The organism is Pseudomonas sp. LPH60 (genome assembly GCF_030718165.1).
GTDB classification, from domain to species: Bacteria; Pseudomonadota; Gammaproteobacteria; order Pseudomonadales; family Pseudomonadaceae; genus Aquipseudomonas; species Aquipseudomonas danubii.
Genome location: NZ_JAVAJH010000001.1, coordinates 193,642 through 212,296 on the forward strand (window position 1 = coordinate 193,642; position 18,655 = coordinate 212,296).

19 protein-coding genes are annotated in these 18,655 nt (G+C 62.9%); 16 read left to right on the top strand and 3 right to left on the bottom strand.

Annotated elements, in window-relative coordinates; all coding sequences use genetic code 11:
- Positions 1–85: 85 nt before the first annotated feature.
- Entirely contained in the window at positions 86–493 is a 408-nt protein-coding gene (locus Q8O96_RS00955) for a PA2817 family protein (RefSeq protein ID WP_016968255.1), read from the bottom strand.
- 85 nt (positions 494–578) lie between these two features.
- Positions 579–3,026, bottom strand: coding sequence for an acyl-CoA dehydrogenase (locus Q8O96_RS00960; RefSeq protein ID WP_207167287.1), 2,448 nt, complete (start codon positions 3,024–3,026; stop codon positions 579–581).
- Between the two features lie 228 nt (positions 3,027–3,254).
- On the opposite strand from Q8O96_RS00960, the gene Q8O96_RS00965 reads away from it, so the two are divergent.
- From Q8O96_RS00965 to Q8O96_RS00980, 4 genes are all read left to right on the top strand, one after another.
- Positions 3,255–3,914, top strand: coding sequence for a transglutaminase family protein (locus tag Q8O96_RS00965; RefSeq protein WP_250329322.1), 660 nt, complete (start codon positions 3,255–3,257; stop codon positions 3,912–3,914).
- 42 nt (positions 3,915–3,956) lie between these two features.
- Positions 3,957–4,580 carry a glutathione S-transferase gene (locus Q8O96_RS00970; RefSeq protein WP_102863932.1) on the top strand — a complete coding sequence of 208 codons (624 nt, stop codon included), beginning with the start codon at positions 3,957–3,959 and terminating at the stop codon, positions 4,578–4,580.
- A gap of 132 nt (positions 4,581–4,712) precedes the next feature.
- Complete coding sequence (locus Q8O96_RS00975) at positions 4,713–5,645, top strand: ABC transporter ATP-binding protein (RefSeq protein WP_102863931.1); 933 nt, start codon at positions 4,713–4,715, stop codon at positions 5,643–5,645.
- A complete protein-coding gene (locus Q8O96_RS00980) occupies positions 5,642–6,421 on the top strand; it encodes an ABC transporter permease (protein WP_102863930.1) in 780 nt (259 codons plus the stop codon). The genes Q8O96_RS00975 and Q8O96_RS00980 overlap by 4 nt, the downstream gene beginning before the upstream one ends.
- Before the next feature lie 53 nt (positions 6,422–6,474).
- Here the strand turns inward: Q8O96_RS00980 and Q8O96_RS00985 are convergent, their stop codons facing one another.
- Positions 6,475–6,990 carry a DUF2062 domain-containing protein gene (locus Q8O96_RS00985; protein ID WP_102863929.1) on the bottom strand — a complete coding sequence of 172 codons (516 nt, stop codon included), beginning with the start codon at positions 6,988–6,990 and terminating at the stop codon, positions 6,475–6,477.
- Between the two features lie 139 nt (positions 6,991–7,129).
- On the opposite strand from Q8O96_RS00985, the gene Q8O96_RS00990 reads away from it, so the two are divergent.
- The 12 genes from Q8O96_RS00990 (at position 7,130) to Q8O96_RS01045 (ending at position 18,606) form a co-directional block, all read left to right on the top strand.
- Positions 7,130–9,361 carry a DNA internalization-related competence protein ComEC/Rec2 gene (locus Q8O96_RS00990; protein WP_305948222.1) on the top strand — a complete coding sequence of 744 codons (2,232 nt, stop codon included), beginning with the start codon at positions 7,130–7,132 and terminating at the stop codon, positions 9,359–9,361.
- Between the two features lie 102 nt (positions 9,362–9,463).
- Complete coding sequence (locus Q8O96_RS00995; RefSeq protein WP_162884118.1) at positions 9,464–10,099, top strand: MotA/TolQ/ExbB proton channel family protein; 636 nt, start codon at positions 9,464–9,466, stop codon at positions 10,097–10,099.
- Entirely contained in the window at positions 10,096–10,524 is a 429-nt protein-coding gene (locus tag Q8O96_RS01000; protein ID WP_102863926.1) for a biopolymer transporter ExbD, read from the top strand. The genes Q8O96_RS00995 and Q8O96_RS01000 overlap by 4 nt, the downstream gene beginning before the upstream one ends.
- Positions 10,524–11,534: a tetraacyldisaccharide 4'-kinase gene (gene lpxK / locus Q8O96_RS01005; RefSeq protein WP_102863925.1), complete on the top strand. Its 1,011-nt coding sequence runs from the start codon at positions 10,524–10,526 to the stop codon at positions 11,532–11,534. Before Q8O96_RS01000 ends, lpxK begins: the two co-directional genes overlap by 1 nt.
- 23 nt (positions 11,535–11,557) lie before the next feature.
- Entirely contained in the window at positions 11,558–11,743 is a 186-nt protein-coding gene (locus Q8O96_RS01010) for a Trm112 family protein (protein ID WP_011060103.1), read from the top strand.
- Positions 11,740–12,504 (top strand): 3-deoxy-manno-octulosonate cytidylyltransferase, encoded by a 765-nt coding sequence (kdsB, locus tag Q8O96_RS01015; RefSeq protein WP_102863924.1) that lies wholly within the window; start codon positions 11,740–11,742, stop codon positions 12,502–12,504. Before Q8O96_RS01010 ends, kdsB begins: the two co-directional genes overlap by 4 nt.
- On the top strand, positions 12,504–12,968 hold the full coding sequence (locus Q8O96_RS01020) for a low molecular weight protein-tyrosine-phosphatase (RefSeq protein WP_102863923.1): 465 nt from the start codon (positions 12,504–12,506) through the stop codon (positions 12,966–12,968). The genes kdsB and Q8O96_RS01020 overlap by 1 nt, the downstream gene beginning before the upstream one ends.
- A complete protein-coding gene (gene murB / locus Q8O96_RS01025) occupies positions 12,965–13,984 on the top strand; it encodes a UDP-N-acetylmuramate dehydrogenase (RefSeq protein ID WP_115581895.1) in 1,020 nt (339 codons plus the stop codon). Before Q8O96_RS01020 ends, murB begins: the two co-directional genes overlap by 4 nt.
- Before the next feature lie 251 nt (positions 13,985–14,235).
- Entirely contained in the window at positions 14,236–14,706 is a 471-nt protein-coding gene (locus Q8O96_RS01030) for a (2Fe-2S)-binding protein (protein WP_305948223.1), read from the top strand.
- Positions 14,703–17,018: a xanthine dehydrogenase family protein molybdopterin-binding subunit gene (locus Q8O96_RS01035; RefSeq protein ID WP_305948224.1), complete on the top strand. Its 2,316-nt coding sequence runs from the start codon at positions 14,703–14,705 to the stop codon at positions 17,016–17,018. Before Q8O96_RS01030 ends, Q8O96_RS01035 begins: the two co-directional genes overlap by 4 nt.
- Entirely contained in the window at positions 17,018–18,013 is a 996-nt protein-coding gene (locus Q8O96_RS01040) for an XdhC family protein (RefSeq protein ID WP_102863919.1), read from the top strand. The genes Q8O96_RS01035 and Q8O96_RS01040 overlap by 1 nt, the downstream gene beginning before the upstream one ends.
- Complete coding sequence (locus Q8O96_RS01045) at positions 18,010–18,606, top strand: nucleotidyltransferase family protein (RefSeq protein WP_305948225.1); 597 nt, start codon at positions 18,010–18,012, stop codon at positions 18,604–18,606. Before Q8O96_RS01040 ends, Q8O96_RS01045 begins: the two co-directional genes overlap by 4 nt.
- Positions 18,607–18,655: the final 49 nt, after the last annotated feature.

Here is an 18,655-nt window from a genome sequence, read left to right on the forward strand (position 1 = left end):
CCTACGAGGACGACGCGATAAGGCGGGGATAAAAAAAGGCCCGCCGGAAAAGCCGGGCGGGCCTTGGTTGCGCGAGGCGCGGCAATCAGTGCTTGCTGTCCTGGGCGGAGAGCGCCAGCAGCTGTTTTTCCTGGTTCCAGTCGAAGGGCTCGTCGTTCTGCTCGGCTTCGAAGCGGCGTTCTTCCAGGGCCTGGTACAGGTCGATTTCTTCATCGGGCATGTAGTGCAGGCAGTCACCGGCGAAGAACCACAGCAGGTCGCGCGGCACCAGATGAGCGATCTGCGGATAGCGCTGCATGATCTGGCACAGCAGGTCCTGGCCCAGGTACTGGCTTTCGATCGGGTCGATCGGCAGCGAGGCGCGCAGTTCATCGAAGCGCTCCAGGAACAGCGCATGGCTTTCTTCGGGAACCTGTTCGGCTTCTCCCACCGCCACCAGGATGCTGCGCAGGTGGTCCAGGAGGACGAGATGATCGGCGACGACGTTGGACATGACAGGGTCCTCAAGAGCAAAACGGGCGCGGGAGTATATAGCCCTCGCGCCCGGTTTCATAATCGACCTGTCCCCAGGGGCCCGTTTAGCGGGTCTTGCCCTCGCTCAAGGTCAGTTCCTCCTTGGCGAAATCATCCACGTCGATGACTTTGCGTCGCGCCGCTTCGGCGTCTCGCAGGCTCTGGGCTTCGGCCGCTTGCAGCACGCCGGCGTCCAGGGCCGCATCGATGGGCGACTCGCCCGCCGCCGGTTTGACCTGGCCGCTTTTCAGCGCTTCGTGGAGTTTTTTCTGCAGCGGACGGGTCGCGCTCAGCAGGTCGCAGGCGTGCAGCAGGGCGCCTACCGGATCGTCCGTCGATTGCGGGCGATAGCAGCCGGCGAGCACCGCTTCCAGGGCCGGGTCGCCTTGGGCGCGGCCAATGATCGCCGCCACTTCGGCATCCAGGCGGTCCGACGGCCCGGTATGGCGACGGCCGAAGGGGAACACCAATACCCGTAGCAGGCAGCCGAACACTCGGCTGGGGAAGTTGCTGAGCAACTCGTCCAGGGCGCGTTCGGAGTGGCCAAGGCTTTCTTCCAGGGCCCAGGCCAGCAGGGGCCGCAAGTACTCCGGTGAATCCAGATCGTGATAGCGCTTGAGCGCCGCCGAGGCCAGGTACAGGTGGCTGAGCACGTCGCCCAGGCGCGCCGACAGGCGCTCGCGGCGCTTGAGCTCGCCCCCCAGGAGCATCATGGACACGTCGGCCAGCAGGGCGAAGGCCGCAGCCTGGCGGTTCAGGGCGCGGAAGTAGCCTTGGCTGAGCTTGTCTCCCGGGTTTTGTTCGAAGTGGCCCAGGCCCAGGTTCAGCACCAGGGTGCTGGCGGCGTTGCTCACGGCAAAACCAATGTGCTGCAGCAGCAGGGCGTCGAATTCCTGCAGGGCCTGGTCATGGTCCTCGCGTCCGGCCAGGGCCATTTCCTTGAGCACGAACGGATGGCAGCGGATGGCCCCCTGGCCAAAGATCATCAGGTTGCGCGAGAGGATATTGGCGCCTTCCACGGTGATGAAGATCGGCGCGCCCTGCCAACTGCGGCCCAGGTAGTTGTTGGGCCCCATGATGATGCCCTTGCCACCGTGCACGTCCATGGCGTGGCTGATGCACTCGCGTCCGCGCTCAGTGAGGTGGTACTTGAGAATGGCCGACAGCACCGAGGGTTTCTCTCCCAGGTCCACGGCGTTGGCGGTCAGCATGCGCGCGCTGTCCATCAGCCAGGCATTGCCGCCGAGGCGGGCCAGGGCCTCCTGAATCCCCTCGAAGGCGCTGAGGGGCACATTGAACTGCTCCCGTACCTGGGCGTACTGGCCCGTCACCAGGCTGGTGAACTTGGCGGCGCCGGTGCCCACCGCCGGCAGGGAGATCGAGCGTCCCACCGACAGGCAGTTCATCAGCATCATCCAGCCTTTGCCGAGCATTTCCCGGCCGCCGATCAAGTAGTCCAGGGGAATGAACACGTCCTTGCCGGAATTGGGGCCGTTCATGAAGGCCGCGCCCAGGGGCAGGTGGCGGCGGCCGATCTCGACCCCCGGGGTATCGGTGGGGATCAGCGCCAGGCTGATGCCCAGGTCTTCCTCGTCCCCCAGCAGGTGATCCGGGTCGTGGGCCTTGAAGGCCAGCCCCAGCAGGGTGGCCACCGGGCCCAGGGTGATGTAGCGCTTTTCCCAGTTCAGGCGCAGGCCGAGGGTTTCCTCGCCTTGCCATTGGCCCTTGCAGATGATGCCGGTGTCGGGCATGGCTCCTGCGTCGGAGCCTGCCAATGGGCCGGTGAGGGCGAAGCAGGGGATGTCGTCACCACGAGCCAGGCGCGGCAGGTAGTGGTTGCGTTGTTCTTCGGTGCCGTAATGCAGCAGCAGTTCCGCCGGGCCCAGGGAGTTGGGGACCATGACCGTGGAGGCCAGGTCGCCGCTGCGGGTCGCCAGCTTCATCGCTACCTGAGAGTGGGCGTAGGCGGAAAAACCCTTGCCGCCGTACTCCTTGGGAATGATCAGGGCAAAGAAGCCATGTTCCTTGATATGGGTCCAGGCCGCGGGCGGCAGGTCCATGTGCTGGCCAATCTGCCAGTCACTGACCATGGCGCAGAGTTCTTCGGTGGGGCCGTCGATAAAGGCTTGTTCTTCATCGGTCAACTGGGCCTTGGGGTAGGCCAGCAAGGTGTTCCAGTCCGGGCGGCCGCTGAACAGCTCGCCGTCCCACCACACGGTGCCGGCGTCGATGGCGTCGCGCTCGGTCTGCGACATCGGCGGCAGGACCTTCTGGAACCAGGCGAACAGCGGTGCGCTGAAGTACTTGCGTCGCAGGTCCGGTAGCAGCAAAGGCGCGGCGACGGCCGCCAGCACTACCCAGAAAACCAGCAACAACCAGCCGGGTGCTCGGCTGAAGGCGCCCATGGCCAGCACGAAAACGGCCACTGCACCCAGGGCGGGCAGAGGGGCAGTGCGGCGGTGCGCCAGGTAGGCCACTCCAACCAGCAGAACCAGTATCCACAACAACAGCATATTCAATCCTCCATGAAACCAGGGGCCAAATCACCTTCAGAGCTTAGTCGGCCTCCGACAAAGCGGGTGATCGGTGCGGTGCGAGTACAGCGCTAGGCTTTGCCGTCGAGCCAAGGCTGGCAAACCCGGTCCGATTGGATCGAGCCGACCCTGACCTTTGGCCGAAACGTCGTTATCGCTGGGGCGCACGCCTCGATAGACTCCAGGCTTCGCTCGGAGGTTTTGCCCATGCACGAGTACCTGCGTCCCAGCCGCTTCATCGATAGTGACCACCCTGCAGTGGTGGAGTTCGCCGAATCTCATCGCGGTGCCAGTGGTGATCCGCGACAGCAGGCGGTGAGCCTGTACTACGCCGTGCGTGAGGCCGTGCGCTACAACTTCTATTCCTTCAGTCGCGATCCCGAGACCTTGCGAGGCAGCCATGCCCTGGCCAGCGGCGAAAGCTATTGCGTGCCCAAGGCCACTTTGCTCGCCGGCTGCGCAAGGCATTGCGGGATTGCGGCGCGTATCGGTCTGGCGGATGTGCGCAATCATCTGTCGACGCCCCGTCTGCTGGAGTTGCTGCGCAGCGATGTGTTTGCCATGCACGGCTACACCGAGTTGTACCTGCACGGACGCTGGGTCAAGGCGACGCCGGCGTTCAATCAGAGTCTGTGCGAGTTGTTCGACGTGGCGCCGCTGGATTTTGACGGTGTGCAGGACAGTGTTTTCCACCCCTTCAACCGCCAGGGTGACCAATCCATGGAGTACCTGGTGGACCATGGGCGCTTCGCCGATGTGCCGCAGAGCCTGTTCTTTGGCCACCTGGAAAAGTGCTACCCCCATCTGTTCAGTGAGCAGAGCCCGGGGTTGCTGGGGGGCATGCACGGCGATTTGAGTCGCGGCTGATCAGGCGTAGACTGCCCCGGCATTCATTACTGAGGGATGGTCATGCTGAAGATCTGGGGTCGCAAGAACTCGTCGAATGTCAGGAAGGCGTTGTGGTGCGCTGAAGAATTGGCGCTGGCCTATGAGTCCCTGGATGCCGGCGGTGCCTTCGGCGTAGTGGACACCCCGGAATATCGGGCGCTGAACCCCAATGGGCGCATCCCAATGATTGAAGACGATGGCTTCGTGCTCTGGGAGTCCAACAGCATCGTGCGTTACCTGGCGGCCCGGCATGCCGCCAATAGCCACTGGTATCCGGCCGATGTGCAGGTCCGGGCCAGTGCCGAGAAGTGGATGGACTGGACCACCTCGACCTTCGCCGAACCGTTCCGGCAGTTGTTCTGGGGCGTGTTGCGTACTCCCGCGGCGCAGCAGGACTGGCAACAGATCAATGCCGCCAAGGCCACTTGCGCCGAGTTGCTGGCCCGGGTCGATCAGGTGTTGGCTGGGCAGCCCTATCTGTCGGGAGAAGAAATCGGCGTGGGCGATATCCCGCTGGGCAGCTTCATCTATGCCTGGTTCGAGATGCCCATCGAGCGGCCTTCGATGCCTCATCTTGAGGCCTGGTACCAGCGCTTGAAGCAGCGTCCGGCTTATCGTCAGGCGGTGATGACCGCGTTGACTTAATACCCACTATCGATACGCGTGACTGTACTTGCGTGGCCTCGACCCGCAACATGGCGAGCGCCTGGCGTCGTTGCAATCCAGCCAGGCTGCCCTCACTTATACAATTCCCTCTTCTTGGTGCATGAATCCGATATGAGTTCCGCTCTGTCCATCCGGCAGCTAACCAAAACCTACGGCAACGGTTTCCAGGCCCTGAGTGGTATCGATCTGGATGTCGCCGAAGGTGACTTTTTCGCCCTGCTTGGTCCTAACGGGGCCGGTAAATCCACCACCATCGGCATTCTTTCGACCCTGGTGAACAAGACCAGCGGCACCGTGAATGTCTTCGGTCACGATTTGGATCGTGAGCCTGCGGCGCTCAAGCGCTGCATCGGCGTGGTGCCGCAGGAGTTCAACTTCAACCAGTTCGAGAAGACCTTCGACATCGTCGTCACTCAGGCCGGCTATTACGGCATTCCGGCGAAGATCGCCAAGGAGCGGGCCGAGCAGTACCTGACCCAGCTCGGCCTCTGGGACAAGCGCGATGTGCCTTCGCGTTCCCTGTCCGGTGGCATGAAGCGCCGCCTGATGATCGCTCGTGCGCTGGTGCATGAGCCGCGCCTGCTGATCCTCGACGAACCCACTGCCGGGGTCGATATCGAGCTGCGCCGTTCGATGTGGAGCTTCCTCACCGAGCTTAATCAGAAAGGCATCACCATCATCCTCACCACCCATTACCTGGAAGAGGCTGAGCAGCTGTGCCGCAACATCGGCATCATCGACCACGGCACCATCGTCGAGAACACCAGCATGCGGCAGTTGCTGGGCCAGTTGCATGTGGAAACCTTCCTTCTCGATCTCAAGCACGATCTCAGTGTGGCGCCGCAGCTGGCGGGCTACCCGACCCGGCTGGTGGACAGCCACACCCTGGAAGTCCAGGTGGACAAGGCTGTGGGGATTACGGCGCTGTTCGGTCAACTGGCCCTGCAGAACATCGAGGTCTTGAGCCTGCGTAACAAAACCAACCGACTTGAGGAGTTGTTCGTGTCCTTGGTGGAGAAGAATCTGTCGAAGGTGGCGGTATGAGTTCTGAGTTGAAACCCAATCTGGTGGCGCTCAACACCATTGTCTATCGCGAGGTCCGACGCTTTACCCGGATCTGGCCACAGACCCTGCTGCCGCCGGCCATTACCATGGTTCTGTACTTCGTCATCTTCGGTAATCTGATTGGTCGGCAGATCGGTGATATGGGTGGTTTCACCTACATGGAGTACATCGTGCCGGGGCTGATCATGATGTCGGTGATCACCAACTCCTACGGCAACGTGGTGTCGAGCTTCTTCGGCAGCAAGTTCCAGCGCTCCATCGAGGAATTGATGGTGTCGCCGGTATCGCCCCACACCATTCTCATCGGCTACACCCTGGGTGGGGTCCTGCGGGGCTTGATGGTGGGAATCATCGTGACCCTGTTGTCGTTGTTCTTCACCAAGCTGCAGGTGCATCACTTGGGTGTGACCGTGCTGGTGGTGGTGCTGACGGCAACCATCTTCTCGCTGTTGGGCTTTATCAACGCGGTGTTTGCGCGCAACTTCGACGATATCTCGATTATCCCGACCTTCGTGCTGACGCCCCTGACCTACCTGGGCGGAGTGTTCTACTCGATCAATCTGCTGCCGCCGTTCTGGCAGACCGTGTCCCTGGCCAACCCGGTGCTGCACATGGTCAACGCCTTCCGTTTCGGCATTCTCGGGGTTTCGGACATCAAGATCAGTGTGGCCATCACCTTCATGCTGGTGGCCACCGTGGTGCTTTATATCGGTTGTGCCCGACTGCTGGTCAGTGGCCGCGGCATGCGTCAGTAAACGCCGTGATGGTGTACTGAAAACGGCCTCCTTTGGGAGGCCGTTTTCGTTTGTCATCGCCGCTGTTGCTTGCGTCTGTGCCATTGGCGGCCGACCCACCAGCGCCAGTAGAGCATGGTCAGGCAATAGGCCAGGGCTCCCAGCACCAATCCGGCCACCACCGAGCCGAGAAGGAAGGGTTGCCACAGGGTACTGAGCTGGCTGCTGATCCATTCCCAGGTCAGTTCGTCGGGCAAGGTGCGCGTCGGCACATTCATCAGCCAGGCGCCCAGTTGATAGGTGCAGAAGAACACCGGCGGCATGGTAATGGGGTTGGTCAGCCAGACCAGGCTGACGCTGATGGGCATGTTGCTCCGCAGCCAGATGGCCAGTACCGCGGCCAGCAGCATCTGCATCGGGATCGGGATAAAGGCGGCGAACAGGCCGACAGCCATGGCTCGGGCCACCGAGTGCCGATTGAGGTGCCAGAGGTTGGCGTCATGCAACAGGGTGCCAAGAAAGCGTAAGGACTTGTGTTCCCGGATGCTGACCGGATCTGGCATGTAACGTTTGAATAAGTGCCGGGGCATAAGGCTTCTCGGTCAGGTCAGACGAGGATTATGACTGGATTCTAGCCAGCGCAAATTCAGACATTGTGACAAATGATAAAGCCGCGCCTGCGATCCTCGGCTAAGCCAAGACTAGGAACTGCCAAGGATGGGCTGATGGATGGTTACAGGGATGCTGGCCCTGGCCGCAGGACTGCTGGCGCTGGGTTTCATACCGGTGCTGCCGCCCGGCTGGTTGTTGCTGCTGATGGCGATAGGGGGGCTGATGTTGCTGCCTTTTCGTACACATCCGGTGGCATTTTTTTTGTTCGGTTTGGCCTGGGCCTGTGCATCCGGGCAATGGGCGCTGGATGATCGCCTGCCCCAGTTCCTGGATGGGCAAACCCGCTGGCTGGAAGGGCGGGTGGTCGGCTTGCCGGAACCGGGGGCGGGCGTGGTGCGCTTTGAGCTCAAGGATGCCCAGTCCCGACGAGAGCGCCTGCCGCGGCGAATTCGCCTGGCCTGGCACGGTGGGCCACCTGTCAATAGCGGCGAACGCTGGCGCCTGGCGGTCAAGCTGCGGCGTCCTGCCGGTCTGCTCAATCTTCACGGTTTCGATTACGAAGCCTGGCTGCTGGCCCGGCGCATTGGGGCCGTCGGCACAGTCAAGGATGGGCAACTGCTGGCGCCGGCACGCCACGCCTGGCGTGATGGGCTGCGCCAGCGTGTACTCGCGGTCGAGGCCCACGGCCGCGCCGCAGGCCTGGCGGCATTGGTGATGGGCGACGGTTCGGGGCTGACGCGGGAAGATTGGCAACTGTTGCAGGACACCGGCACGGTGCACCTGATGGTGATATCCGGACAGCACATCAGCCTGCTGGCCGCAGTGATCTACCTTGCAGTGGCAGGGCTGGCTCGTTACGGGCTTTGGCCCGCGCGCTGGCCCTGGCTGCCTTGGGCCTGCGCCCTGGCCTTTGTCGGGGCGCTGGGCTACGGCCTGCTGGCAGGGTTCGATGTGCCGGTGCAGAGGGCCTGCGTGATGGTTGCGCTGGTGCTGCTCTGGCGCTGGCGCTTTCGTCACCTGCGGGCTTGGTGGCCCTTGTTGCTGGCGTTGAATGCAGTGCTGTTGTTCGAGCCCCTGGCCAGCTTGCAGCCAGGGTTCTGGCTGTCCTATGCCGCGGTGGTGGTGCTCATCTTCACCTTTGCCGGGCGCCTGGGTTCCTGGCGTTGGTGGCAGAGTTGGACCCGCGCCCAGTGGTTGATGGGTATTGGCCTGTTGCCCCCCTTGCTGGCTCTTGGCTTGCCCATCAGTCTCAGTGGTCCGCTGGCCAACCTGCTGGCGGTGCCCTGGATCAGTCTGCTGGTCCTGCCCCCGGCCTTGCTGGGCTGTCTGTTGTTGCCTGTGCCATATGTGGGCGAGGGCCTGTTATGGCTGGCGGGTGGCCTGCTGGATGGGCTGTTTCGTTTACTGGGGGCGATGGCCGGATTTTGGCCAGCCTGGGTGGCGCCGTTGATCCCCCTTTGGGTTTGGGGCCTGAGCAGCTTGGGCGCGCTGTTGTTGCTGTTGCCCAAGGGCGTGCCACTGCGGGTGCTGGGTTGGCCGTTGTTGCTGTTGGCAGTCTGGCCTCCCCAGGACCCTGTACCCGAGGGCGAGGTGGAGATCTGGCAGCTGGATGTGGGGCAGGGGTTGTCGTTCATCCTGCGTACCCGTGATCACGCGATGTTGTATGACACCGGTGCGCGAGTCGCGGATTTCGACCTGGGGGAGCGAGTGGTGCTGCCGACGCTGCATAAACTTGGCATTCGACGGTTGGACTTGATGCTGCTCAGCCACGCCGATAACGATCATGCCGGAGGCGCCCTGGCAGTCCAGCGCGGGATACCGGTGAGCCAGGTGCGCAGCGGCGAGCCTGAGGCCTTGCCGGCTGCCCTGCAGTCGGCCCCCTGTGATAGCGGGCTGAGCTGGCACTGGAATGGCGCTCGCTTCACGCTGTGGCAGTGGGCGGGGGCGGCAGACGGCAACCAGGCTTCCTGTGTGCTGCTGGTCGAGGCCGGCGGCGAACGCCTGCTGCTCACCGGCGATATCGATGTCCATGCTGAGCGTGCCTTGCTCGACAGTCCGCTGGCGGTTCGCATTCACTGGTTGCAGGCGCCCCATCATGGCAGCCGTACCTCATCCTCCATGGCCTTGCTCCGGCGGCTGGCGCCGAAGGCGGTGCTGATTTCCCGGGGGCGGGGCAATGCCTTTGGCCATCCTCATCCCCAGGTGGTGGCGCGCTACCGGCAATTGGGCATGGTGATTCATGACAGTGCCGAGCAAGGTGCACTGAAGCTGCGGCTGGGGACTTTCGGCCAGCCTGAAAGCCTGCGCCAACAGCGGCGCTTCTGGCGCGAATGGCCAGCAATGCCTTAAATAACCGTGGGTTATTAAAGCCCCTGAGCATGCGACATCACGGTCTTCGGTGCGTCCAGCCCCTATGTTAGAGTGGCGCACTTTTTCGAGGGGACTGTCACTGTGTGGGAATTGGTCAAATCCGGCGGCTGGATGATGTTGCCGATCATTCTGAGTTCCATCGCGGCTGTGGGCATCATCGCCGAGCGTTTGTGGACCCTGCGGGCCAGCCGAGTCACCCCGCCCCATTTGCTGGGCCAGGTCTGGCGCTGGATCAAGGACAAGCAACTCAATAAGGAGAAACTCAAGGAACTGCGTGCCGATTCGCCCCTGGGAGAGATCCTGGCAGCGGGCCTGGCCAACTCCAAGCATGGTCGCGAGATCATGAAGGAATGCATCGAGGAGGCGGCAGCCCGGGTCATTCACGAACTCGAGCGCTACCTCAACGCCCTCGGCACCATCGCCGCCATGGCGCCCTTGCTGGGCCTGCTGGGTACGGTGCTGGGCATGATCGATATCTTCAGTTCGTTCATGGGGTCGGGCATGACCAGCAACGCTGCAGTGCTTGCCGGTGGTATTTCCAAGGCACTGATCACCACTGCCGCCGGTTTGATGGTGGGTATTCCTTCGGTGTTCTTCCACCGTTTCCTGCAACGCCGGGTCGATGAGCTGGTGGTGGGCATGGAACAGGAAGCGATCAAGCTGGTGGAAGTGATCCAGGGCGACCGCGATGTCGACCTGGCTGAGGGCAAAGCGTGAAATTCCGTCGCAAACCCCGGGAAACCGTGGACATCAACCTTGCTTCGTTGATTGACGTGGTGTTCATCCTGCTGCTGTTTTTCGTCGTTACCACCACCTTTACCCGGGAGACCCAACTGCGGGTCGATCTGCCGGAAGCGGTCAGCGGCTCGCCCGCCGAAGACCAGCAGGTCAAGCAGCTGGATATCGCCATCAGCGCTGATGGCGTGTTCTCGGTCAACAATCAGGTGCTGCCGAAGAATGACCTGGCGACCCTGATGGACGCCTTGCAGAAAGAGTCGGCGGGAGACACCAACCTGCCGCTGTCCATCAGTGCCGACGGTAAGACTCAACATCAAGCGGTGATCACTGCCATGGACGCGGCCGGCAAGCTCGGCTTCAGCCATTTGCGCATGACCACCGTCGAGGCGGCGCCGGCACCCTGATGGCACTTTCTGATCGTCTGCTTGCCGCCTGGTACAACGGCCATCCTGCGCTGAAACTGCTGCAGCCCCTGGAATGGCTGTACCGCCGTGTGGTGGTGGGCAAGCGCCAGCGTTTCCTGGCAGGCGAGGGGGCGATCTATCAACCGCCGGTGCCTTTGATCGTGGTGGGCAACATCACCGTCGGAGGTACTGGCAAGACGCCGTTGATCCTGTGGTTGGTGGAGCACTGCCAGCGCCTTGGCCTGCGGGTCGGGGTGGTCAGCCGTGGCTATGGCGCCAAGCCGCCGCAACTGCCCTGGCGAGTGACGGCCGACGACAGCGCCACCGTGGCTGGTGATGAACCGCTGCTGATCGTTCAGCGCTGTGGCGTGCCGCTGATGATCGACCCGGATCGCAGCCGCGCGGTGCAGGCCTTGCTGGCTGCCGAACCGCTGGATCTGATTCTTTCCGACGACGGCCTGCAGCATTACCGTCTGGCCCGTGATCTGGAGCTGGTGCTGATCGACGCGGCCCGCGGCCTGGGCAATCGTCGCTGTTTGCCGGCCGGCCCGCTGCGTGAGCCGGTGGAGCGTCTGCACAGTGTCGATGCCCTGCTCTACAACGGCGCCTTTGATGATCGCGCCGACGGTTTTGCCTTCCATCTCAAGCCTTCGGCGCTGGTCAATCTGCAGAGCGGCGAACGTCGCCCGGTGGAACACTTCGCGCCAGGGCAAGCGGTGCACGCGGTGGCCGGTATCGGCAACCCCCAGCGTTTCTTCAATACCCTTGAAACGCTACACTGGCGGCCTGTCCCCCATGCATTTGCCGATCACGCCCAATACAGTGCGCAGGCCTTGGCCTTCACCCCGTCATTGCCGCTGGTCATGACCGAAAAAGATGCGGTCAAGTGCCGTGACTTCGCGGCAGCCGACTGGTGGTACCTGGCGGTGGACGCCGTGCCGTCCGCAGCCTTCATCGCCTGGTTCGATACCCAGCTGATGCGCCTGCTGCCTGATCGTCTGTTGCCTTAATCGCTTTTATCCAGGGAAACCTCATGGACACCAAACTGCTCGACATCCTGGCCTGCCCGATCTGCAAAGGCCCTCTCAAACTCAGCGCCGACAAGACCGAGCTGATCAGCAAGGGCGCCGGCCTGGCCTACCCGATTCGCGACGGCATCCCGGTGATGCTGGAAAGCGAGGCCCGTACCCTGACCACCGAAGAGCGCCTGGACAAATGAGCAGCGCTTTCACCGTGGTCATCCCGGCGCGTTTCGCCTCCACCCGTCTGCCAGGCAAACCCCTGCAACTGATCGCCGGCAAGCCGATGATCCAGTGGGTCTGGGAGCAGGCCTGCAAGAGCAGCGCCGAGCGAGTGGTGGTGGCCACCGATGATCAGCGTATCGTCGAGGCCTGCCAGGGCTTTGGCGCGCAAGCGCTGCTGACGCGGGAAGACCACAATTCGGGTACCGATCGTTTGGCGGAAGTCGCGGGCAAGCTCGGCCTGGCGGCGGATGCCATTGTGGTCAACGTCCAGGGTGATGAGCCGCTGATTCCACCTTCGGTGATCGATCAGGTGGCGGCCAACCTGGCGGCCCATACCGAAGCGCGCATGGCTACCCTGGCCGAGCCGATCGAGGACGCACAGACTCTGTTCAATCCGAACGTGGTCAAGGTGGTTACTGACCTCAACGGCCTGGCCCTGACCTTCAGTCGCGCCCCCTTGCCGTGGGCCCGGGATGCCTTTGCCAAGAGTCATGATCAGTTGCCGGAAGGCGTGCCTTATCGCCGACACATCGGTATCTACGCCTACCGTGCAGGTTTTCTCCATGACTTCGTCAGTTGGGGGCCGTGCTGGCTGGAAAACGCCGAGTCCCTGGAGCAGTTGCGTGCCCTGTGGCACGGCGTGCGCATCCACGTTGCCGATGCCCTGGAAGCACCTCCCACTGGCGTCGATACCGCTGAAGACCTTGAGCGCGTTCGGCGCCTGCTGGAGGCGTGATGCGGGTTCTGTTCGTCTGCCTGGGCAATATCTGCCGCTCGCCCACCGCCGAAGGCGTGTTGCGCCATAAGTTGCAAGAAGCCGGCCTGGGTCATCAGGTTCAGGTCGCGTCTGCCGGCACCAGCGACTGGCACGTTGGCAAGGCGCCGGACAAGCGCAGCCAGCAGGCGGCCTTGCGGCGCGGCTACGACCTTTCTGCGCAACGGGCGCAGCAGGTTGGCAGTGCCGATTTCGCCGTGTATGACCTGATTTTCGCCATGGACCAGAGCAACCTGCGCAACCTCAAGGCTCTGCAGCCGGCTTTGGGCAAGGCCGAGCTGGATCTGTTCCTGCGCCGCTACGAGGCGCCGCTGGATGAAGTGCCTGACCCGTATTACGACGGTGAGCAGGGCTTCGAGCAGGTGCTGGACCTGATCGAGGATGCCTGTGATCGGTTGGTGATCGAACTGAAGGGGCGGTTATGAGCCTGGACATTCAATCCGATGTGTCCCTCAAGCCGTTCAACAGTTTCGGGGTCGAGGTCAAGGCGCAGCGGTTCGCCCAGGCCCACAGCGATGACGACGTACGCGAGGCCCTGGCCTATTGCGCCGATCAGCAGTTGCCACTGCTGGTGATCGGCGGCGGCAGCAACCTGCTGCTGACGACGGATATCCAGGCACTGGTGTTGCGCATGGCCACCCGTGGGATTCGCTTGCTTAGCGATGACGGGCTGCGGGTGGTGGTGGAAGCCGAGGCTGGCGAAACCTGGCATCCCTTCGTGCAATGGACCCTGGACCAGGGCTTGTCCGGGCTGGAGAACCTCAGCCTGATCCCCGGCACCGTCGGCGCCGCGCCGATGCAGAACATCGGTGCCTATGGTGTCGAGATCAAGGACGTGTTTGTCGGTCTCACCGCCCTGGATCGGCAGACCGGCGAACTGCGGGACTTCGACCTGGCCCAGTGCCAGTTCGCCTACCGCGACAGCCTGTTCAAGCATCAGGCCGGCCGCTGGCTGATTCTGCGGGTGCGTTTTGCCCTCAATCGTGTCGATCATCTGCATCTGGAATACGGTCCGGTGCGTCAGCGCCTGAGTGAGCAGGGCATCGAACAGCCGACCGCCAGGGATGTCAGCCGGGCGATTTGCAGCATCCGCAGCGAGAAACTTCCGGACCCGGCGGTGCTTGGCAATGCCGGCAGCTTTTTCAAGAACCCGGTGGTGTCGGCGGTGCTGGCGGCGCAGATCAAGCAGTCGCATCCGGGGTTGGTGGGTTATCCCCAGGCCGACGGGCAGGTCAAGCTGGCGGCTGGCTGGCTGATCGAACAGGCGGGCTGGAAAGGCTTTCGCGATGCCGATGCCGGTGTGCATCGCCTGCAATCCCTGGTGCTGGTGAACTACGGTACGGCCACAGGCTTGCAACTGTTGGAGTTGGCCCGGCGCATCCAGCGCGATATCGCCGAGCGCTTTGGTGTCGAGCTGGAGATGGAGCCGAATCTGTATTGAGGCAGCTCTTGAACTAAGCTCAGCGCTTGAGTCCAAAGCCTTGCACGGTTTACACCCTGCAAGGCTTTTTTATGCATGACGACTTAACTTAGCTTGCTAACAATGTGAGTATTTGTCGTCGCCAAAGGCCCGGTGAAGCCCCGTCTTCACAAGAGAGCCCGATTAGCCTGAGCCGATCTGCGCGCACCGCAGCCGCGCTGCTGCGTGGCAGATGGCTCGACCCCATCACCTCATAGAATGCGGGCGTGCCCATGATTACCCTGAAGCTCAACGGTCAAGATCATCCACTGGACGTCACCGAGGACATGCCACTGTTGTGGGCCATCCGCGATGTGGCGGGTTACAGCGGCACCAAATTCGGCTGCGGCATGGGCCTGTGCGGCGCCTGCACCGTTCATATCGACGGTGATCCGGCGCGCAGTTGCATCACCCCGGCCGGCTCGGTGCTGGGCAAGAACATCGGCACCATCGATAACCTGCACAACGATCCGGTCGGGCAGGTGGTGCAGCAGGCCTGGCTGGATACAGCGGTGGCCCAGTGCGGTTATTGCCAGGGCGGACAGATCATGTCCGCCACTGCATTGCTCAAGATCCATCCCAATCCCAGCGACGAGCAGATCGAGGAGGCGATGCTCGGCAATATCTGTCGTTGCGGCACCTACAACCGGATCAAGACTGCGATTCGCCAGGCAGCCAACCATCTGCAGGAGGCCAAGGCATGAACCACCTACCCAGTGATTTTGCCCTGAGCAACCTCAGTCGCCGGAGTTTTCTCAAGGGCGTGGGTGCAACCGGGGCCCTGGTGCTGGCGGCCAGTTGGGGCTGGCAGAAGGCGTTTGCCGAAGACCAGAAGTTCGGTGCCGACGGCATGCCCCATGGCTGGGTCGACGATCCCAAGGTCTATGTGAGCATCGCCAGTGACGGCAGCGTGACGGTGATCTGCAACCGTTCGGAGATGGGCCAGGGGGTGCGGACCAGCCTGAGCATGGTGGTGGCTGATGAGCTGGAGGCCGATTGGGCTCAGGTCAAGGTCAAGCAGGCGCCCGGGGACGAAGCGCGCTTTGGCAACCAGGACACCGACGGTTCGCGCAGCATGCGCCATTGGTACGAGCCCATGCGTCGTTGCGGCGCCGCTGCGCGAACCATGCTGGAACAGGCCGCCGCCGAGCAATGGCAAGTACCGCTGAGCGAGTGCCGGGCGCAGTTGCACAAAGTGGTTCACCAACCCAGCGGGCGCGAACTGGGCTATGGCGCTCTGGCCGCAGCGGCGGGGGCTCTGGCGGTGCCGGCCCGGGACAGCCTGCGGCTGAAGCAGGCGTCGGAGTTTCGCTATATCGGTAAAGAGGCGACCCGGGCCATCGACGGCGAGGACATCGTCAATGGTCGTGCGGTGTACGGCGCCGATGTGCACTTTGAAGGCATGCTGTTTGCGGCAGTGGCGCGGCCCCGAGTCTATGGCGGCAAGGTCAAGTCCGTGGATGACAGTGCAGCGCTGAAGGTGCCTGGGGTGATCAAGGTCATGCCCATCGATGGCCGCCCGTTGCCTTCCGAGTTCCAGCCCCTGGGCGGTGTGGCGGTGGTGGCGAGCAACACCTGGGCGGCGATCAAGGGCCGCGATGCCTTGAAGATCGAGTGGGACGATGGAGTCAATGCCGGGTACAACTCCATCGAATATCGCAAGGAGTTGGAGGCGGCTGCGCAAAAGCCGGGCAAGGTGGTGCGCAGCACCGGCAACCTGGATGAAGCCCTGAGTGGTGCGCAGAGCAGCCTGGAAGCCACCTATTACCTGCCGCACCTGGCCCAGGCGCCCATGGAGCCGATGGTGGCCGTGGCGCGCTTCATGGATGGCCGTTGCGAGGCCTGGGCGCCGAGTCAGGCGCCTCAGGTCACCCGCGAGCGGATTGCCGAGCGCCTGGGCATCGGCTTTGATCAGGTCACGGTCAATGTCACCCTGCTGGGCGGCGGCTTCGGACGCAAATCCAAGCCGGACTTCATTCTTGAAGCGGCCATCCTGGCCAAGGCGTTTCCCGGCAAGGCGGTGCGGGTGCAGTGGACCCGGGAGGATGATATCCACCACTCCTACTTCCATACGGTGTCGGCGGAGTACCTCAAGGCCGGGTTAAGCGAGGACGGCATGCCTGCCGCCTGGCTGCATCGCACCGTGGCGCCTAGCATTACCGCGTTGTTTGCCCCGGGGATGAACCATGAAGGCGCCTTCGAGTTGGGCATGGGCTTCACCAACATGGCCTATGCGATCCCCAATGTGCGCCTGGAAAACCCCGAAGCTGCGGCCCATACCCGGGTAGGTTGGTATCGCTCGGTGTCGAACATTCCCCACGGTTTTGCCATTCAGAGTTTTGTCGACGAACTGGCCCACAAGGCGGGCCAGGACCCACTGAAGTACCAGCTCAAGCTGTTGGGGCCGGACCGTCAGATCGATCCGCGAACCCTGAGCGAAGAATGGAATTACGGCGAGTCCCCTGAGCGTTACCCGATCGATACCGGGCGCATGCGCGCGGTGCTGGAAACCGCGGCCAAGGCCGCCGGGTGGGGGCGCTCGCTGCCCAAGGGGCGTGGCCTGGGGTTGGCGGTGCACTACAGCTTCGTGACCTATGTGGCAGCGGTGATCGATGTGGAGGTGAAGGAGGACGGCACGCTGATTGTGCACAAAGCTGATATCGCCGTGGATTGCGGTCCGCAGATCAACCCTGAGCGTATTCGTTCGCAGTTCGAGGGGGCTTGTGTCATGGGTCTGGGCAATGCGGTGCTGGGAGAGATCAGCTTCAAGGACGGTAAGGTGCAGCAGGACAATTTCCATATGTATGAGGTGGCACGCATGTCCCTGGCACCGAAAGAGGTGCAGGTGCATTTGCTGACTCCGCCGGGCGAGGTGCCGCTGGGAGGCGTTGGTGAACCAGGTGTACCGCCCATTGCGCCGGCCCTGTGCAACGCCATCTTCGCCGCCACCGGCAAGCGCATCCGCAATCTGCCCGTGCGCTACCAGCTGCAGGGTTGGCAGCAGGCGGGTGCCTGATGGACAGCGTCGACCTGAATGTCCTGCGCAGTGTTCTGGAGTGGCGCCGCGCCGGGCGCACGGTGGTGCTCTATAGCGTGGTGCAGACCTGGGGCAGTGCGCCCCGGTTGCCGGGTGCCATGTTGGCCTTGCGCGACGATGGGGTGGTGATTGGCTCGGTATCCGGTGGTTGTATCGAGGACGACTTGATCACGCGCCTGGCGGATGGGCGCTTGTCCCTGTCCGGGCCGCCGGTGCAGTTGCTGACCTATGGTGTGACCCTGGAGGAGGCGGCACGTTTTGGCCTGCCTTGTGGCGGCACCTTGCGCCTGACCGAGGAGCGGGTTGGCGATCCTTCCTGGGTCGCCGAGTTGCTGGAGCGCTGCGAAGCGCACCAGATCGTGGCTCGGGAATTGAACCTGAGTAGCGGCCAGGTGCTGCTCAAGGCGGCGAGCAAGACGGATGAGCTGGCGTTCGACGGGCTCACTCTGCGGGCGATCTATGGGCCGCGCTGGCGTCTGTTGCTGATCGGCGCCGGGCAGCTTTCCCGTTATGTGGCGCAAATGGCCCGTCTGCTGGACTTCGAGGTGCTGGTCTGTGATCCGCGCCAGGAGTTCGTGCAAGGGTGGGAGGATCAGGATGGGCGCTTTGTCGCCGGCATGCCCGACGATGCAGTGCTGAGTATCAAGCCCGATGAGCGCACGGCGGTGGTGGCGCTGACTCATGATCCGCGTCTGGATGACATGGCCCTGCTGACGGCACTCGATTCCCCGGCGTTTTATGTCGGAGCCCTGGGGTCTCGGGTCAACAGCCAGAAACGTCGGGACAACCTGGCGCTCTTGGGATTGTCAGCGCCGGCCATCGAGCGTTTGCATGGCCCGGTGGGGTTGCACATCGGCAGTCATACGCCGGCGGAGATTGCCTTGTCGCTGATGGCGGAGATCGTGGCGATCAAGAACGGCATTGAGCCCTTGCAGAAGAAGCCGTTGGCCCGAGTGGCCGAGGCGACCACATGATTGCCCCGCCTTGCGCCGTCATCCTGGCGGCGGGGCAGGGCAGTCGTTATCGAGAGGTGGCAGGGAGCGATCAGGATAAGTTGCTGGCACCTTGCAGAGGTCGCGATGGTGTATTGCGACCGGTGCTGGAACAGGTGCTGGTCAACCTGCCGGTGGAAATGCATCGGCGAGTGCTGGTCACGACGCCGGGACGGCCGCAGGTGGCGGAACTGGCGCAGGCTTATGGCTGCCAGGTGCTGTTGCTGGATTCCCTTGGCATGGGCCAGAGTCTGGCGGCGGCAGTGGCTGCTAGTGCCGATGCCGGTGGTTGGGTGATTTTGCTGGGGGATATGCCCTTTATCTTGCCTGGCACCATAACGCGGGTAATCGAGGCGTTGACCGAGGAGGCCATCAGCGTGCCTCGGCTGGGTGACGATCTGGGGCATCCGGTGGGGTTTGGTCGGGCTTATGGCGCCGCATTGCAAGGCTTGTCCGGTGATCGCGGTGCCAAGTGCCTGTTTGCCTCGGGCAAGGTGGTCGAGGTGTCAGTGACCGACCCGGGAGTGGTATGGGATTTGGATCGACCCGAGGCGCTGGTCTATCGGGAGCGCTGAATGGCAGGCATGAAAAAGCCCCGCTCGGTTAACCGGGCGGGGCTTTTTC

What these genes read in the sequence shown, in the direction of transcription:
- Q8O96_RS00955 (WP_016968255.1), bottom strand. Translation starts at nt 493, where the DNA reads ATGTCCAACGTCGTCGCCGATCATCTCGTCCTCCTGGACCACCTGCGC.
- Q8O96_RS00960 (WP_207167287.1), bottom strand. Translation starts at nt 3,026, where the DNA reads ATGCTGTTGTTGTGGATACTGGTTCTGCTGGTTGGAGTGGCCTACCTG.
- Q8O96_RS00965 (WP_250329322.1), top strand. Translation starts at nt 3,255, where the DNA reads ATGCACGAGTACCTGCGTCCCAGCCGCTTCATCGATAGTGACCACCCT.
- Q8O96_RS00970 (WP_102863932.1), top strand. Translation starts at nt 3,957, where the DNA reads ATGCTGAAGATCTGGGGTCGCAAGAACTCGTCGAATGTCAGGAAGGCG.
- Q8O96_RS00975 (WP_102863931.1), top strand. Translation starts at nt 4,713, where the DNA reads ATGAGTTCCGCTCTGTCCATCCGGCAGCTAACCAAAACCTACGGCAAC.
- Q8O96_RS00980 (WP_102863930.1), top strand. Translation starts at nt 5,642, where the DNA reads ATGAGTTCTGAGTTGAAACCCAATCTGGTGGCGCTCAACACCATTGTC.
- Q8O96_RS00985 (WP_102863929.1), bottom strand. Translation starts at nt 6,990, where the DNA reads ATGCCCCGGCACTTATTCAAACGTTACATGCCAGATCCGGTCAGCATC.
- Q8O96_RS00990 (WP_305948222.1), top strand. Translation starts at nt 7,130, where the DNA reads ATGGTTACAGGGATGCTGGCCCTGGCCGCAGGACTGCTGGCGCTGGGT.
- lpxK (WP_102863925.1), top strand. Translation starts at nt 10,524, where the DNA reads ATGGCACTTTCTGATCGTCTGCTTGCCGCCTGGTACAACGGCCATCCT.
- Q8O96_RS01010 (WP_011060103.1), top strand. Translation starts at nt 11,558, where the DNA reads ATGGACACCAAACTGCTCGACATCCTGGCCTGCCCGATCTGCAAAGGC.
- kdsB (WP_102863924.1), top strand. Translation starts at nt 11,740, where the DNA reads ATGAGCAGCGCTTTCACCGTGGTCATCCCGGCGCGTTTCGCCTCCACC.
- Q8O96_RS01020 (WP_102863923.1), top strand. Translation starts at nt 12,504, where the DNA reads ATGCGGGTTCTGTTCGTCTGCCTGGGCAATATCTGCCGCTCGCCCACC.
- murB (WP_115581895.1), top strand. Translation starts at nt 12,965, where the DNA reads ATGAGCCTGGACATTCAATCCGATGTGTCCCTCAAGCCGTTCAACAGT.
- Q8O96_RS01030 (WP_305948223.1), top strand. Translation starts at nt 14,236, where the DNA reads ATGATTACCCTGAAGCTCAACGGTCAAGATCATCCACTGGACGTCACC.
- Q8O96_RS01035 (WP_305948224.1), top strand. Translation starts at nt 14,703, where the DNA reads ATGAACCACCTACCCAGTGATTTTGCCCTGAGCAACCTCAGTCGCCGG.
- Q8O96_RS01040 (WP_102863919.1), top strand. Translation starts at nt 17,018, where the DNA reads ATGGACAGCGTCGACCTGAATGTCCTGCGCAGTGTTCTGGAGTGGCGC.
- Q8O96_RS01045 (WP_305948225.1), top strand. Translation starts at nt 18,010, where the DNA reads ATGATTGCCCCGCCTTGCGCCGTCATCCTGGCGGCGGGGCAGGGCAGT.